The sequence below is a fragment of the Thermophilibacter sp. ET337 genome (genome assembly GCF_024733715.1).
In the GTDB taxonomy this organism is placed as follows: Bacteria; Actinomycetota; Coriobacteriia; order Coriobacteriales; family Atopobiaceae; genus Thermophilibacter.
In genome coordinates this window covers 188,699-202,797 of record NZ_JANRHO010000002.1, presented here as the reverse complement: position 1 = coordinate 202,797, position 14,099 = coordinate 188,699, and the positions used below count along the sequence as shown (strand labels likewise).

14 protein-coding genes are annotated in these 14,099 nt (G+C 68.9%); 9 read left to right on the top strand and 5 right to left on the bottom strand.

Annotation, left to right across the window (positions count from 1 at the left end; genetic code table 11):
- Positions 1 to 174: 174 nt before the first annotated feature.
- The 5 genes from NW198_RS03030 (at position 175) to NW198_RS03010 (ending at position 3,824) form a co-directional block, all read left to right on the top strand.
- The gene (locus tag NW198_RS03030; protein WP_072371401.1) at positions 175 to 378 is read left to right on the top strand and encodes a cold-shock protein; all 204 of its coding nucleotides are present in this window, start codon (positions 175 to 177) and stop codon (positions 376 to 378) included.
- Between the two features lie 137 nt (positions 379 to 515).
- Positions 516 to 917 (top strand): GtrA family protein, encoded by a 402-nt coding sequence (locus tag NW198_RS03025; protein ID WP_239386624.1) that lies wholly within the window; start codon positions 516 to 518, stop codon positions 915 to 917.
- Positions 918 to 974: 57 nt separating this feature from the next.
- Complete coding sequence (rfbA, locus tag NW198_RS03020; RefSeq protein WP_087314226.1) at positions 975 to 1,883, top strand: glucose-1-phosphate thymidylyltransferase RfbA; 909 nt, start codon at positions 975 to 977, stop codon at positions 1,881 to 1,883.
- Between the two features lie 2 nt (positions 1,884 to 1,885).
- Positions 1,886 to 2,905 (top strand): dTDP-glucose 4,6-dehydratase, encoded by a 1,020-nt coding sequence (gene rfbB, locus NW198_RS03015; RefSeq protein ID WP_087314228.1) that lies wholly within the window; start codon positions 1,886 to 1,888, stop codon positions 2,903 to 2,905.
- A gap of 16 nt (positions 2,906 to 2,921) precedes the next feature.
- Complete coding sequence (locus NW198_RS03010) at positions 2,922 to 3,824, top strand: NAD(P)-dependent oxidoreductase (RefSeq protein WP_258339956.1); 903 nt, start codon at positions 2,922 to 2,924, stop codon at positions 3,822 to 3,824.
- On the opposite strand, the gene NW198_RS03005 is transcribed toward NW198_RS03010, so the two are convergent.
- Positions 3,821 to 4,969 carry a sugar-transfer associated ATP-grasp domain-containing protein gene (locus NW198_RS03005; protein WP_258339955.1) on the bottom strand — a complete coding sequence of 383 codons (1,149 nt, stop codon included), beginning with the start codon at positions 4,967 to 4,969 and terminating at the stop codon, positions 3,821 to 3,823. The genes NW198_RS03010 and NW198_RS03005 overlap by 4 nt on opposite strands.
- Before the next feature lie 117 nt (positions 4,970 to 5,086).
- Here NW198_RS03005 and NW198_RS03000 point away from each other — a divergent pair, with 117 nt between their 5' ends.
- From NW198_RS03000 to NW198_RS02990, 3 genes are read left to right on the top strand one after another with little or no spacing between them, the layout of a single operon-like run.
- Positions 5,087 to 6,547 (top strand): lipopolysaccharide biosynthesis protein, encoded by a 1,461-nt coding sequence (locus NW198_RS03000; RefSeq protein ID WP_258339954.1) that lies wholly within the window; start codon positions 5,087 to 5,089, stop codon positions 6,545 to 6,547.
- A 55-nt stretch (positions 6,548 to 6,602) separates the two neighbouring features.
- Complete coding sequence (locus NW198_RS02995) at positions 6,603 to 7,718, top strand: DegT/DnrJ/EryC1/StrS aminotransferase family protein (protein WP_258339953.1); 1,116 nt, start codon at positions 6,603 to 6,605, stop codon at positions 7,716 to 7,718.
- A 13-nt stretch (positions 7,719 to 7,731) separates the two neighbouring features.
- Positions 7,732 to 8,706, top strand: coding sequence for a glycosyltransferase (locus NW198_RS02990; protein WP_258339952.1), 975 nt, complete (start codon positions 7,732 to 7,734; stop codon positions 8,704 to 8,706).
- 27 nt (positions 8,707 to 8,733) lie between these two features.
- Here the strand turns inward: NW198_RS02990 and NW198_RS02985 are convergent, their stop codons facing one another.
- Positions 8,734 to 9,786 (bottom strand): glycosyltransferase, encoded by a 1,053-nt coding sequence (locus NW198_RS02985; RefSeq protein ID WP_258339951.1) that lies wholly within the window; start codon positions 9,784 to 9,786, stop codon positions 8,734 to 8,736.
- Between the two features lie 77 nt (positions 9,787 to 9,863).
- Between NW198_RS02985 and NW198_RS02980 the strand changes: the two genes are divergently transcribed.
- Positions 9,864 to 10,769: a glycosyltransferase gene (locus NW198_RS02980; RefSeq protein WP_258339950.1), complete on the top strand. Its 906-nt coding sequence runs from the start codon at positions 9,864 to 9,866 to the stop codon at positions 10,767 to 10,769.
- Between the two features lie 47 nt (positions 10,770 to 10,816).
- Here the strand turns inward: NW198_RS02980 and NW198_RS02975 are convergent, their stop codons facing one another.
- The 3 genes from NW198_RS02975 to NW198_RS02965 all read right to left on the bottom strand — a co-directional run bounded on the left by NW198_RS02975 (position 10,817) and on the right by NW198_RS02965 (position 14,037).
- Entirely contained in the window at positions 10,817 to 11,170 is a 354-nt protein-coding gene (locus NW198_RS02975; RefSeq protein ID WP_239386626.1) for a DUF2304 domain-containing protein, read from the bottom strand.
- Positions 11,171 to 11,181: 11 nt separating this feature from the next.
- Positions 11,182 to 11,865, bottom strand: coding sequence for a glycosyltransferase family 2 protein (locus NW198_RS02970; RefSeq protein WP_087314245.1), 684 nt, complete (start codon positions 11,863 to 11,865; stop codon positions 11,182 to 11,184).
- Between the two features lie 78 nt (positions 11,866 to 11,943).
- Positions 11,944 to 14,037: a DUF6541 family protein gene (locus NW198_RS02965; protein WP_258339948.1), complete on the bottom strand. Its 2,094-nt coding sequence runs from the start codon at positions 14,035 to 14,037 to the stop codon at positions 11,944 to 11,946.
- Positions 14,038 to 14,099: the final 62 nt, after the last annotated feature.

Below are 14,099 nucleotides of genomic sequence, written 5' to 3'. Positions count from 1 at the left end.
GGGCATAAGCCTGCCGTAAGCGCTCGCTGCCGGGCGGCGCTGTTTTGACCCCCAACGGATTGTCGAGATTGGCGGCGCGGTTTCGGGGTAACATATCCCTCGTGGCTTTTCGGCCACGGGTATCGCGCGCGAGCGCAGCTTTTGCCCCGCGGGGCAGAGAAAGAAAGGCACGACATGGCACAGGGTACTGTCAAGTGGTTCAACCCGGACAAGGGCTACGGCTTCATCTCTCGTGAGGACGGCGACGACCTGTTCGTCCACTACTCCGAGATCCAGATGGACGGCTTCAAGACGCTGGACGAGGGCCAGGCTGTCGAGTTCGACATCACCACCGGCCAGAACGGCAAGCTCCAGGCTTCCAACGTCCGCAAGCTCTAGTAAAGACGCTTTCGGCGACTTGGGAGGGGTCCGCTCATGCGGGCCCCTCTTCTGTATGATTATGGGGTGCGGGGCATAAGGCGCCGCAGGTGCGGGGCAAGAGGCGCCGCGGTTGCGGGACGAGTCGGGAGGCGTGCGTGGACATCAAGGCTCTTGTCGAGCAGTTCCTCAAGTTCGGCGTCGTGGGCGGCGTCGCCTTCGTCATCGACTACGGCCTGCTCATGCTGCTCTCCCAGGTGGTCGGGTGGGACCCGGTCATCTCCTCGGTCATCTCGTTCACCATCTCGCTCGTCTTCAACTACCTCGCCTCCATGCACTTTGTCTTCGAGCGCCGCGACGACCTCTCCCGCCGCCGCGAGCTCGTCATCTTTGTGACGCTCTCGGTCATCGGTCTCGTCATCAACTCCCTGTGCATCTGGGCGGGCACGGCCGCCTTCGGCGACGGCCCCATGCCGGTGACGCTGACCAAGCTCGCCGCCACCGTCGTGGTCTCTATCTGGAACTTCGTGAGCCGCAAGCACTGGCTTGAGGCGAAGTAGCAACCGTAGTCGTATGATGGTGCCGACGTTTTTCTCGGCATCTCCTGGAGGCAACCCATGAAGGGCATCATCCTCGCCGGCGGGTCCGGCACCCGTCTGTACCCGCTCACCACGGTCACGAGCAAGCAGCTCCTGCCCGTCTACGACAAGCCCATGGTCTACTACCCGCTCTCCACGCTCATGCTGGCGGGCATCCGCGACATCCTGATCATCTCGACGCCCGCCGACCTCCCCAACTTCGAGCGCCTGCTCGGGGACGGCTCGGACTTCGGCGTCTCCCTGTCCTATGCCGAGCAGCCGGTCCCCAACGGCCTCGCCCAGGCCTTCGTCATCGGTCGCGAGTTCTGCGCCGGCGACGCCTGCGCCCTGGTGCTCGGCGACAACATCTTCTACGGCAACGGGCTCTCCCGCCACCTGCGCCGCGCCGCGGCCAACGCCGAGGCGGGCCGCGCGACGGTCTTTGGCTACCGCGTGGACGACCCCGAGCGCTTTGGCGTCGTCGAGTTCGACGAGAACTACAACGCCATCTCCATCGAGGAGAAGCCCGCGCACCCCAAGAGCAACTACGCGGTCACCGGGCTCTACTTCTATGACTCCCGCGTGACCGACTTCGCGGCGCGCGTCACCCCCTCGGCGCGCGGCGAGTACGAGATCACCGACCTCAACCGGATGTATCTCGAGGACGGCTCGCTCGACGTGGTGACGCTCGGCCGCGGCTACGCGTGGCTGGACACGGGCACCATGGAGAGCCTCTTCGAGGCCTCGCAGTTCGTCCGCACCGTTGAGACGGCCCAGGACCTGCCGGTCTCGGTGCCCGAGGAGATCGCCTACGAGAACGGCTGGGTCAGCCGCGAGCGCCTGCTCGAGTGCGCCGAGCGCTACGGCAAGTCCAACTACGGCGCCCACCTGCGCACGGTTGCCGAGGGCAAGATCGCGCCCGACCGCCCCTACAACGACAAGGAGTAGACATGCCCGAGACCTTCGAGCCCAGAAACATCATCGTCACCGGCGGCTGCGGCTTCATCGGGTCCAACTTCGTGCACCACGTCGTGCGCGAGCACCCCGAGGTCCACGTGACCGTGCTCGACAAGCTCACCTACGCCGGCAACCCCGAGAACATCGCGGGCCTGCCCGAGGACCGAGTCGAGCTCGTCGTGGGCGACATCTGCGACGCGGAGCTGCTCGACCGCATCGTCCCGGGCCACGACGCCATCGTCCACTACGCGGCGGAGTCCCACAACGACAACTCCATCGCCGATCCCGAGCCCTTCGTCCAGACCAACGTGGTGGGCACCTTCCGCCTGCTCGAGGCCTGCCGCAAGCACGACGTCCGCTACCACCACGTCTCCACCGACGAGGTCTACGGCGACCTCGCCCTGGACGACCCGGCGCGCTTCACCGAGGAGACCCCGTACAAGCCCAGCTCCCCGTACTCCTCCTCCAAGGCGAGCTCGGACATGCTCGTGCGCGCCTGGACCCGCACCTACGGCATCCGCTCCACGATCTCCAACTGCTCCAACAACTACGGCCCCTACCAGCACATCGAGAAGTTCATCCCGCGCCAGATCACCAACATCATCGACGGGATCCGCCCCAAGCTCTACGGCGACGGCAAGAACGTCCGCGACTGGATCCACACCGAGGACCACAGCTCGGCGGTCTGGACCATCCTCACCAAGGGCCGCATCGGCGAGACCTACCTCATCGGCGCTGACGGCGAGAAGGACAACATCACGGTCCTGCGCGCCATCCTCAAGGCCATGGGCAGGCCCGAGGACGACTTCGACTGGGTGCGCGACCGCCCCGGCCACGACCGCCGCTACGCCATCGACTCCACCAAGCTCAGGACCGAGCTCGGCTGGCAGCCGCAGCACACCGACTTCGAGAGCGGCCTGGAGTCCACGATCGCCTGGTACCGCGAGCACGAGGCCTGGTGGCGCCCCGCCAAGGCGGCCACGGAGGCCAAGTACGCCAAGCAGGGCCAGTAGGGGAGGGCGAGAAGAAATGGGCTCCAAGCGGACCCTCGTCACCGGCTGCTACGGCCAGCTCGGGCGCGCGGTGCGCGCGCTCGCCGAGCGGCGCGGCGTCGCCGGGGAGTTTGACTTCTGCGACATCGACACCTTTGACATGGGCGACCCGGCGGCCTACGGCCAGTTTGACTGGGACGCCTATGGCACGGTCATCAACTGCGGCGCGTTCACGGCGGTCGACGCCGCGGAGACGCCCGAGGGCCGCGTGAGCTGCTGGCGGGCCAACGCCTCCGGCCCGAGCCTGCTCGCCCGCACCTGCGCCGCTCACGGCGCCACGCTCGTGCACGTGTCCTCCGACTACGTCTTCGACGGCACGCGCGCGCTGCACGACGAGAAGGAGCCCCTCTCGCCCATCTCCGTCTACGGCCAGTCCAAGGCGGCGGGCGACCTCGCCGTCATGGGGTGCCCCCGCCACTACATCCTGCGCAGCTCCTGGGTCATCGGCGACGGAAAGAACTTCGTGCGCACCATGTGGGGCCTCTCCGACCGCGTGGCCGCGGGCGAGCTCGAGCAGGTGACCGTCGTGGACGACCAGGAGGGGCGCCTCACCTTCACCGACCAGATGGCCGCCGCGATCTTCCACCTGCTGGACGCCGGCGTGCCCTTTGGGCTCTACGACATGACGGGTTCGGGCGCCGTGCGCACCTGGGCCGACATCGCCCGCGCCACCTTTGAGGCGGCCAACGGCAACGGCGACAAGGTCGTCCCCGTGACCACGGCCGCCTACTACGCGAGCGCCAAGGGCCCGGTCGCCCCGCGCCCGGAGCACTCCGCGCTCGACCTCTCCAAGCTCGAGGCCACGGGCTTCTCGCCGCGCGACTGGGAGGACGAGCTCGCCGAGTACCTGGCCTCGCTTCGCGCCGAGCTGCGCGGCTAGCGCGCGATCTGCGCCCGGGCGGCTCGCTGCTCGGGCGTGAGCGCGTCGAGGCGCGCGAGCTTCTCGCGGAAGTAGGGCCCCGCGACGGGGTCGTCGAACACGGGGCGGAAGAGCTGCAGGTACTTGATGCCCGTGTGGGAGTTGATCTCCATGATCTGGGGGCCGCGCTCGGTCATGCACGCGTCGAAGCCCAGGTACTCGCAGGCGCCCACCTTGAGGGCGAGCTCGCGCAGCATCTCGAGCAGCTCGTCCCAGCGCGGGACGACGCCCTCGGCGAGCACGCCGCTCACGGGGTGGGCGGGACAGGCCTCGACGCGGTTGGCATAGACGAGCCGGCCGTCGCCGTAGGCGCCCGTCGCGACGTCAACGTGAACGTTGAAGGAGCTCACGTCCCCGGTCGTGGGCTCCTCGTAGTTGGCGCCCGTGCCGTGCGCGCCGTCCTGCTTGCCAAAGCGCAGGTAGGTCATCGCGGGCACGGGGTCGCACCCGGTGGGGTTGAGCACGAGCGCGCGTATGGTGTGGATGAGGGGGTTCACGCGCGCGAGGCTCGCCTCGGGCCGGATGAACTCGGTGAAGACGTAGTTGGGGTGGTCGGCCACAAACGCGGAGATCTCCCGGGGCCCCGCCTGCTCGCCGTCGATCAGGTAGCCCCCGTCGCGCCACGCGAGGTGGTGGAAGCCCTTGGCGAGCGAGCCGTTGCAGGGCTTGCAGGCAAACTCGCCCCGCTCTCGCAGCGTCGCGAGAAGCCCCTCGACCCCGGGGGCGTAGCCGCTGCCGGAGAGCGGCAGCAGGCGGCCGGGCTCGGTGTAGTAGAAGTAGGTCGGGACGTAGCGTTCGAGCTCGGAGCCCTGGACGAGGGCGTTCAGCGTGAGCTTGTCGTTGATCCAGATGCGCTGCCAGCCGTTGAGGGGCCACAGGCGCGCGTAGTCGTAGTCTGAGAGGTAGGAGCCTACGTTCTGCTCGCTCAGGCCGTAGGCGCAGGCGGACTCCCCGGTAAAGCCCCGCTCGTGGGCCCAGGCGAGGTAGTCGGGGTCATAGAGGCCGCTTCGCCGCTCGCGCTCGAGGGTCTCGAGATGGCGCGTCGCAAAGCGCCTTGTGAAGCCGTCCTCGAGCATCTCCTCGAGCGTCATGCCTGCGTGGTCCATCGCGTGCTCCCCATCGTCTGCCCGTGGCGCGCCGACGGGGCTGGACTGTCGGCGCGAGACTGTCAGAATAGATGATACTGCGCGGACGCGCGGGGGAGACGAGCGAGAGGGGGCGAGGTGCGCGCGGAGGAGCTCAAGGCGACGACGATTCGCTCCTTCCTCTGGAAGCTCTTCGAGCAGGGGGGCGCCTCCGTGGTCACCCTGCTCGTTCAGGTCGTCATGGCGCGCCTGCTCGCGCCGACGGAGTTTGGCGTGCTCGCCATCATGCTCGTCTTTGTCAACGTGGGCAACGTCATCGTGACGAGCGGCCTCAACACCGCGATCATCCAGGCGCCCGACGCGAGCGACGACGACTTCTCAACGGTCTTCTGGATGAGCCTCGCCGTCTCGCTCGCGCTCTACGCGGCGCTGTTTGTCGCGGCGCCCGCGATCGCGGCGTTCTACGCGATCCCGCAGGCGGTGGCGCCGCTCCGGGTGCTGCTGCTCGTGCTCGTGGTCAACGCCTACAACGCGATCCAGGAGGCCATCGTCGCCCGCAGCCTCGACTTCCGCAAGACGTTTCGCGCCACGGTGAGCGCGGGCGTCTCCTCGGGCGTCGTCGGCGTCGCCGTGGCGCTCGCCGGGGGCGGGATCTGGGCGCTCGTGGCCCAGCAGCTCTCGCAGCAGCTCGTCAAGTGCCTCGTGCTGGCCGCGCAGGTCCCCTGGAAGCCGCGGGCGGTCTTTCGGCCCGAGCGCGCGGCGCGCTTCTTCCGCTTTGGGTGGAAGCTGCTCGCCTCCGGCATGCTCGAGCAGGGCTACCAGGGCCTCTCGGACCTGCTCATCGGCAAGGTCTTCTCGACCTCCGAGCTCGGCTACGTGAGCCAGGGCAAGCGCTACCCCAACGCCCTGGGAGCGCTGCTCGACGGCGCGATCCAGCCGGTCATGCTCTCCGCGGCGGCGCGCGTCCAGGACGACCGCGACATGGTCAAGCGCCTCGCCCGGCGCGCCCTCAAGACGAGCACCTTCTTCGTGGCGCCGGGCATGCTCGCCTTCGCGGTGGTCGCCGAGCCCCTCGTGCGCCTGCTGCTCGGCGAGGCGTGGCTACCGTGCGTGCCGTTCCTGCAGATGTACTGCATCGTCTACGCCCTGCTGCCCATACAGTCCACCAACCTGCAGGTGCTCAACGGCATGGGGCGCAGCGACCTGTTCCTCCGGCTCGAGGTCATAAAGAAGCTCCTCGGCATCTGCATCCTCGCGTTCACGACCTTCGTCCTGCGCGACCTCACCGCCATCGTGGCCGGCTACATCGTCACCGCCGTGCTCAGCACCTTCGTGAACGCCGCTCCCAACCGTCGCGTCATCGGCTACGCCTATCTCGAGCAGGTGCGCGACATCTGCCCGGCGTTTCTGCTCTCGGCCCTCGCCGCGGCGATCGCCTGGCCGCTCTCCCTCACGGGCCTGCCCGATGCGGCGCTCGTCGTCTGCCAGGTCGTCGTCATGGTCGTCGCGTACCTCGGCGTGGCGGCGCTGCTGCGCGTGGAGGAGCTCGGCTACCTCGTGCGCACGGCGCGCGGCGTGCTCGGCACGAGGGGCAAATGAGGGCTAGTATGGAGAGGTTCCGCGCACCCCGCGTCCACGCAAGCTAGGAGCATCGATGCACCACGCGACGCCCATTCTCGTCACCCGCTCGTCAATGCCGCCCCTCGAGGAGTACGAGGCGGAGATCGCCTCTCTCTGGGAGTCCCACTGGCTCACCAACATGGGCGAGAAGCACCACCAACTCGAGCAGGACCTGCGGTCGTTTCTCGGCGTGGACCACATCGCCCTGTTCGTGAACGGGCACAGCGCGCTCGAGTGCGTCATCGAGGCGATGGGACTCTCGGGCAAGGTCATCACCACGCCCTACAGCTTTGCCTCCACGACCCACGCCATCGTTCGGAAGGGCCTCACGCCCGTCTTCGCCGACATCAAGCCGGACGACTACACGCTCGACCCGGAGTGCGTCGAGCGCCTCGTCGACGACGAGACCTGCGCCATCATGCCGGTCCACGTCTACGGCAACCTCTGCGACGTCGACGCGATCGAGAGCATCGCGCGCCGCCACGGCCTCAAGGTCATCTACGACGCGGCCCACGCCTTCGCGGTCGAGCGCGACGGGATCTCCGCGGCCGCGTTCGGCGACGCCTCGATGTTCTCGTTCCACGCCACGAAGGTCTTCAACACCGTCGAGGGCGGCGCCGTGTGCTTCTCGGACCCCGCCCTGGCCCCCTTGCTCGAGCAGTGGAAGAACTTCGGCATCACGGGCACCGAGTCGGTCGAGTACGTGGGCGGCAACGCCAAGATGAACGAGTTCTGCGCCGCCATGGGCATCTGCAACCTGCGCCACGTCCGCGAGGAGATCGAGAAGCGCCGGCACGTGGCCGAGCGCTACTGGGAGCGCCTGGGGGGCGTCGACGGCGTCCGTCTCAGCCTGCCCCAGCCGGGCGTCAGCCCCAACTACGCCTACCTGCCGGTCGTCTTTGAGGAGGGGGAGTTCGGCGCCACGCGCGACGAGGTCTACGAGGCCCTCATGGCTCTCGACATCCACCCGCGCAAGTACTTCTACCCGCTCATCAGCGACTACGCGTGCTACGAGGGCCGCTTCGACTCCGCGCTCACGCCCGTCGCCCGTCACGTGGCCGACCGCGTGCTCACGCTGCCCATGTACGCCGACCTCTCGCTCGAGGACGTGGACTGGGTCTGCGACGTCGTCCTCGGCGCGCGGCGCTAGCGAGGGGGCGCTCATGGGCGAGACGCCGCTCGTCTCCGTCGTGGTCTCGGTCTACAACCACGCCCCTTACGTCGAGGAGTGCCTGCGCGGCATCGCCGCCCAGAAGACGAGCTTCCCGTTCGAGGTCATCGTCGGCGAGGACTGCTCCCCGGACGGGACGGCCGAGGTGCTCCGGCGCCTCGAGCCCGAGCTGCCGGGCAACTTCACCATCATCTGCCGCGAGAAGAACCTCGGCGCCGCTGCCAACGGCGAGGACCTCTACCGGCGCGCGCGGGGCGCCTATCTCGCGCACGTCGAGGGGGACGACTTCTGGACCTTCGACGGGCGCCTGCAGGCCCAGGTGGACTTCCTCGAGGCGCACCCGGACTACGTGGCGGTCTACACGCGCTGCCACGTGGTGGGGGAGGACTCGAGGCCCAACGGCGAGCGCTATCCCCAGTGCCCCCACGACGACTACTCCTTCAGGGAGTTCTTCTACAGCCGCATGCCCGGGCAGAGCGCCACGATGCTCTGTCGCAGGGAGCCCTACCTGCGCGGCCGCGCGGAGCTGCTCGGGCTCATGGAGCCGGGGACCTACTACCCCGGCGACCGCCGCAACGCCTTTTCCCTTCTCGTCGAGGGACGGGTGCGCTGCCTGCAGAGCGACTGGTCCGCCTATCGCCACGTGGTCCGGAGCGGGGGCAGCAGCTACTCCTCGCGCGTGCGCTTCGACGAGGCCTACGCCCGCGCGGAGATCTCCTACGGTCGGGCGCTCGTCCGCTACGCGGAGCTCCGCGGCACGCCCGAGGCCGTCGACTGCGCCAAGCGGACCTGCTACCGGTTTCTGCTCAAGTGGGCCGCGGACGGGCGCTGCTCCCTTCGGCTCTCCGACGCGCTGCGCGAGGTCATGGCGGAGCGGCGACATAGGGTGCGCTACCTGCTCGCGCCGATCCAGTGGTACCTGGTGCTCGGCCTGCGCAGGCTCAGGGGCGTGCCGATCGACCTCTAGGGGCCGGCGCCCCTCGCGCCCGGCCCGTCACCACTTGATATCGACGTGGAGCCGCTCGATCATGAAGCGGTAGACCGCGAGCGCGGCGGGCATGAGCCCGGCGCGGTAGACCGAGCGGGCAAAGCGGAGCCTCCTGAGCGCCCCGCCGTGCGCGCGCACGCAGGAGCGCTCGAGGTAGGGAGAGCGCGACCAGGTGGGGAAGTGCTCGTCGAGGTAGGCGGTCGTCTGCGAGACGGCTCTGCTCAGGTCGACCTCCCTCGAGCAGGAGAGCCTGAAGGACATGGAGACCCCCAGGTGGAGGAAGACCGTCGCGTCGAGCTCCTGGAGCAGGGCCTCGCTCGCTCCGTCCGCCTCGAAGTCGCGGCGCACCTCCAGCAGCGCCCGCTTGACGCTCTCCACCTGCTCGGGCGTCACGGTGTTGATCATGGACCCCTCGCGGATGACGTAGCGGTAGGGGGCCGTGCCGGTGAAGGCGACGCGCCCGTCGCTTGCGAGGTAGGCGAGCTGGCTCAAGGTGACGTCCTCGAGGATCTTGGGAGGGGCGTCGAGGCGGCGCATCCTCATGAGCAGGTCGCGGCGGAAGCACTTGTTCCAGGCGGCGGGGTTTATCTCGATGAGGCGCACGGGCTCGTCGTGCGCCACGAAGGAGGGCCTGGGCTCGTCCATCTCGGTGGAGAGGGTTGCCCCGTCCTTCTCGGCCACGCGCCTGAAGCCGCAGACCACGACGTCGGCGTCCTCCCTTACGGCCGTCTCGTAGAGGTCGCTCGCGAAGGTGGGGTCGACGTGGTCGTCGCTGTCGACGTAGGTCACGTAGTCGCCCCGCGCCACGTCCGTGCCGCTCCATCGGGCGTTCCAGAGCCCCCCGTTCTCCCGGTCAACCACGCGCACGACCCCGGGGTTTCTCGTCTCGTAGTCCCTCAGCAGCTCGAGCGAGCCGTCGGGCGAGCCGTCGTTCACGAGGATGATCTCCAGGCCGTCGAGGGTCTGGGCGAGGAGCGAGTCCACGCAGCGCGGCAGGAGCGCGCGCGTGTTGTAGCAGGGCACGACGATGCTGAGCTTGGGTGTCTGGGCTGGCGCCATCGGGCGGTTCCTCTCTGCTGCGCTATCCTAGGGGACTATGGTAACCCTTGTCAGCACGGGCGGGGAAAGGAGGACGCGTGAGCTCGGAGGGCCCGAGAATCGCCGTCGCCATGTCAACCTACAACGGCGCCGACCACGTGGCCGAGCAGCTCGACAGCGTGCTCGCGCAGGACGCGGGGCCCGCGGCGGTCTACGTGCGCGATGACGGCTCCACCGACGCCACGCTCGACGTCCTCGCGCCCTACGAGGCCCGCGGCCAGATCGTCCTGCTCCGGGGAACGAACCTCGGCGTGACGGGGTCCTTTCTCGAGCTGCTCTCCCTCGTGCCGGCGGAGTTCGACTTCGTGGCGCTGGCCGACCAGGACGACGTGTGGCACGAGGACAAGCTCTCGCGCGCCCTCTCCGTGATCGGCGGCTGCCGGCGGGACGCCCCCGCGCTCTACTGCTCTGAGTACGTCTTCTGCGATGCCGAGATGGTCCCGCAGGGGCGCTCCCACCTCAACCGAGCCGGCGTGGACTTTGCGAGGATGCTCTACGAGAACGTGACCTCGGGCAACACGATGGTGCTCAACAGGTGCCTCGTGGACCTCGTGGCCGCCGCCGGCCGCGAGGGCGTCTACTGCCACGACTGGTGGATCGCCCTCGTGGCGAGCGCGCTCGGAGAGATCCGCTACGACGACTTCTGCTCCCTCGAGTACCGGCGCACCGGCTCCAACGCGAGCCCCACGGGGTCCTCGGGTCTGGCGCTGCTGCGCTACCGGGTGCGGACGTTTCTCTCCGGGGACGGGCTCGCGCGCGTGACCGAGCAGCTCGAGAAGCTCGAGGCCTGCTTCGGCGACCGGCTGGAGCCCGACAGGCGCGCCCTTCTGCGGCGCTTCCTGCGCGGCGGCAGGCTCTCCAAGGCGCTCGCGCCCGTGAGGCTGAGGCAGGGGGTGCCCGAGGAGCTCGCCCTCAGGCTGGCGTTTGTGCTGGGGCTGCTCTAGGGTCCCGCGCGCGGCTAGCGCCCCTCTCGCGGCCGGGCCGCGCGCGGCTAGCGCCCGTCCTTCTCGGCGGTGTCCCCGTGCGCGAGCGCGACCTCCTGGGCGAGCTCGTTGACCTTGGCCTTGAGGCGGCTGATCTCGGCGGAGTTGGTGAAGACCTTCCAGAGCAGCAGCACGATGATCGCGAGGTAGACGAAGTTGCTCGGGCTCATGAAGCCGAGCGCCTGGGAGAGGACGATCGCGATGTCGGGGAAGAGCGCGAGCACCACGAACACCGCCGCCAGCACGACCCAGAACACCGCGTCCTCGACGAGGATCTTCTGGCGCCTGACCTTGCGGCCCACCACGGCGAGGGCCGCGAGCGCCCCGAGCACGAGCATGATGCGGAGATAGAAGGGCAGCACTGCGTTTCCACCTACCTGAGGAATCGGGACATGATGATCGAGAGGCACGTGCGGCTCATGTACATGATGACGTTGCCGAGCTTGAGGTAGCTCTCGCCGCCCTGGCGCTCGCGCATGCGCGCCTGGATCTCGACGACGGGGCCAAAGCGCCGCGCGACGTAGGCCACCATGTCCGGCTCGGGGGCGCAGTCGAAGCCGGTGGCAAAGAGCTCGATCATGCGCCGGCTGTACATGCGCATCCCGCTCGTGGGGTCGGTGATGGTGGCGCCGGTGGTGAGCTTGATGAGCAGCGTGATCAGGCGTGAGCCGACCCCGCGCGCGCCGCTGGGCCGCACCGTGCCGTCGAGGAAGCGCGAGGCGATGACGATGTCGGCGCCGCGCTCCTCGAGCACGCGCGCCATCTCGGGGATGTAGTCGGGGAGGTGCTGGCCGTCGGCGTCGTACTGCACGACGGCGTCGTAGCCGTGGCGCAGGGCGTACTTCATGCCGGTGCGGAAGGCCGACGTGAGCCCCGTGTTGACGGGCAGGTTGACGCCGTCGATCGCCTCGTCGCGCATGACGCGGGCCGTGCCGTCGCGCGAGCCGTCGTTGACGACGAGGTAGTCGACCTGCGGGCACGCCGCCGTGAGCGAGCGTATCGTGTCGGCGAGGCACTCCTCCTCGTTGAAGGCCGGTACTATGGCGAGCACCCTCATGCAGCGGCTCCTGCGATCGTGCGCGTAACTTCTCGTAGCAGTCTAGCACGCCCGCGCCGCGACCGGGCGCGCGGCGCCTCAGCGCAGGATGCGGTAGAGGGAGAGGTTGCCGTCCATCCGGGCCACGAGCTCGAAGCCCTCGGTGTCCTCCGTGATCGAGGAGATGCCGGCGTAGTCGTAGGGGTTGTAGTCCCCGCGCAGGTCCACGAAGCCGAGCTCCTCCTCGTCGACGCGCAGCACGAGCACGTAGCGCGCGTCGACGGCATCCACGGCCTCGCGGACGCGCTCATCGGTGGCGTACTCGTCGAGGCGCAGGCGGATGATCTTGCTCTCGAGCGTCTCGGTGCCGTTGTTCAGGCCCACGAAGTTGCGGTAGTAGACCCTGAGCCCGTTGGTCCCGTAGGTGAGAAAGCTCCCGTCCATGGGGTCGTTGACGATCAGGGCGCCGTCCTCGACGAGCTCGGCGACCTGTCCGGCGAACGCGTGCTCGCCCTGGTCGAGGGGGGCGCCGTACGAGAAGACCTGCCCGGCGAGGATGCGGTAGTCGCCGAAGGTGGTGTGGGTCGTCTTTCGCCAGTCGCGCCGCTCGATGCCCTCGTTCTCCTCGAGCTCCTCCTCGGTGTAGTCGCGGTGGGTGCCGGCGACGTTGAACTCGGGCATGAAGTTGACCACGAGGAAGAGGGCGGCGATCGCGCAGGCCACGAGCGGGGCGTTGACCGCGCGGCAGCGCGGCGCGTTGTAGGCGCCCACGACCCGCAGGCACACGTCGTAGACCCAGGCCATGCCGAGCGAGGCGAGCGGGACGGCGGCGATCGCGCAGTTGGCGGCGAGCCGCATCGGGTCGGTGTACCAGAAGCCCGCGAGCAGCTGCTTGTACTCGTCCTCGTGGGTGGCGGCGATGAGCAGGATGTAGCAGGCGATGAGGTAGGAGGCCACGAGCCAGCGGTGCCCGGGGGTGAGCGCCGCGCAGACGAGGCCAAAGATCACGAGCAGGGCGAGCACGGGCTGGATGGCCATCTCGGCGTGGAAGCCAAAGGTGTAGGAGAGCGTGAGTATGTTGACGATCTCCTGCCACGCCCAGGCGAAGGGCTCCCAGATGTGGGTGACCGTGCCCTGCATGAAGGGGAGGTGGTAGCACCCCACCCAGACCGCCACCACGAGCGCGGCGAAGCCCGCTGACGCGCCGAGCTTGGCGACAATGCCCAGCGAGCGCGCGCCGCAGGCGTCGCAGATGCGGTGGATTGCGTAGGGGCTCAGCAAGACGACGCAGGTGAACAGGACGTTGGGGTGGCACAGCGCCAGGCCCGCCGAGCAGACGAGCAGTGCCGCGAGCGTGCGGACGCGCTCCGAGACGCCGCCCTTCTCGCCGAGCAGGTGCACGAAGAGGGCCATCGCGATGGGCATGAGCGAGAAGCCCGCGAGGTTGGGGTAGACCGGCCCAAAGATGATGAGGCTCCAGGGAAACGCCACGAAGGCGAGGCTCGTGAGCGCGCCGCAGACCCTGACCGCCCGCCGCTCGGGGAACAGGAGGGCGAGAAGCGCGAGCATGCCGAGCGGGTAGACGAGGCACGGCAGGACGAGCATCGAGGCGTTGATCGTCACGGTGGCGTGCGCGCCGGTCAGCATCATGGCGACGGCGCACAGGGCGTGCCAGCCGGAGGGGTAGAACCCACTGAGGTCGACCGGGGCGATTGCGGCGTCGGCGGGGTCGAGGTAGGCGCTCGTGCCCAGGGAGGTGAGGCGGCCCGAGTCGGCCATCGACCGGATGAGGTCGAGGTGCTGCGTGAGGTCGTAGGCCTGGAACAGCGTGTCGGGCGTCCCGAGCCTCGAGACGTAGAGGTTGTAGCCTAGGGCGACGCCGAGCGCGACGTAGACGAGGGGCAGCCACGGCTCGATGCGGGGCAGCGAGAGCTCGCGCGCGCCGCGGGCCCGTGTGATCGCCAGCGCCGCGCCGGGCACGGCGACGAGGGGGACGAGCAGCGTCAGCGCCGAGGACGTGACGCCCGCGAGGTCGAGCGCCTGGCCGAGCAGGGCGACGAGGGAGAGGCTGACGAGGGGGGAGCAGCACACCGACCACACGCGGCCCATGCCGAGGGCGCGCAGCGCGAGGTAGCCGGGGACGAGCAGCAGCGCGCAGAGCGCGAGCGAGACGACGAGAAACTCAAGCCACATGGCGGGGACGCCCCTTGGGATCGAGCGCCGTCGGGGGAATTGTTTCCGCCGGCGGTTGATTG

What these genes read in the sequence shown, in the direction of transcription:
- NW198_RS03030 (WP_072371401.1), top strand. Translation starts at nt 175, where the DNA reads ATGGCACAGGGTACTGTCAAGTGGTTCAACCCGGACAAGGGCTACGGC.
- rfbA (WP_087314226.1), top strand. Translation starts at nt 975, where the DNA reads ATGAAGGGCATCATCCTCGCCGGCGGGTCCGGCACCCGTCTGTACCCG.
- rfbB (WP_087314228.1), top strand. Translation starts at nt 1,886, where the DNA reads ATGCCCGAGACCTTCGAGCCCAGAAACATCATCGTCACCGGCGGCTGC.
- NW198_RS03010 (WP_258339956.1), top strand. Translation starts at nt 2,922, where the DNA reads ATGGGCTCCAAGCGGACCCTCGTCACCGGCTGCTACGGCCAGCTCGGG.
- NW198_RS03005 (WP_258339955.1), bottom strand. Translation starts at nt 4,969, where the DNA reads ATGGACCACGCAGGCATGACGCTCGAGGAGATGCTCGAGGACGGCTTC.
- NW198_RS02995 (WP_258339953.1), top strand. Translation starts at nt 6,603, where the DNA reads ATGCACCACGCGACGCCCATTCTCGTCACCCGCTCGTCAATGCCGCCC.
- NW198_RS02990 (WP_258339952.1), top strand. Translation starts at nt 7,732, where the DNA reads ATGGGCGAGACGCCGCTCGTCTCCGTCGTGGTCTCGGTCTACAACCAC.
- NW198_RS02985 (WP_258339951.1), bottom strand. Translation starts at nt 9,786, where the DNA reads ATGGCGCCAGCCCAGACACCCAAGCTCAGCATCGTCGTGCCCTGCTAC.
- NW198_RS02970 (WP_087314245.1), bottom strand. Translation starts at nt 11,865, where the DNA reads ATGAGGGTGCTCGCCATAGTACCGGCCTTCAACGAGGAGGAGTGCCTC.
- NW198_RS02965 (WP_258339948.1), bottom strand. Translation starts at nt 14,037, where the DNA reads ATGTGGCTTGAGTTTCTCGTCGTCTCGCTCGCGCTCTGCGCGCTGCTG.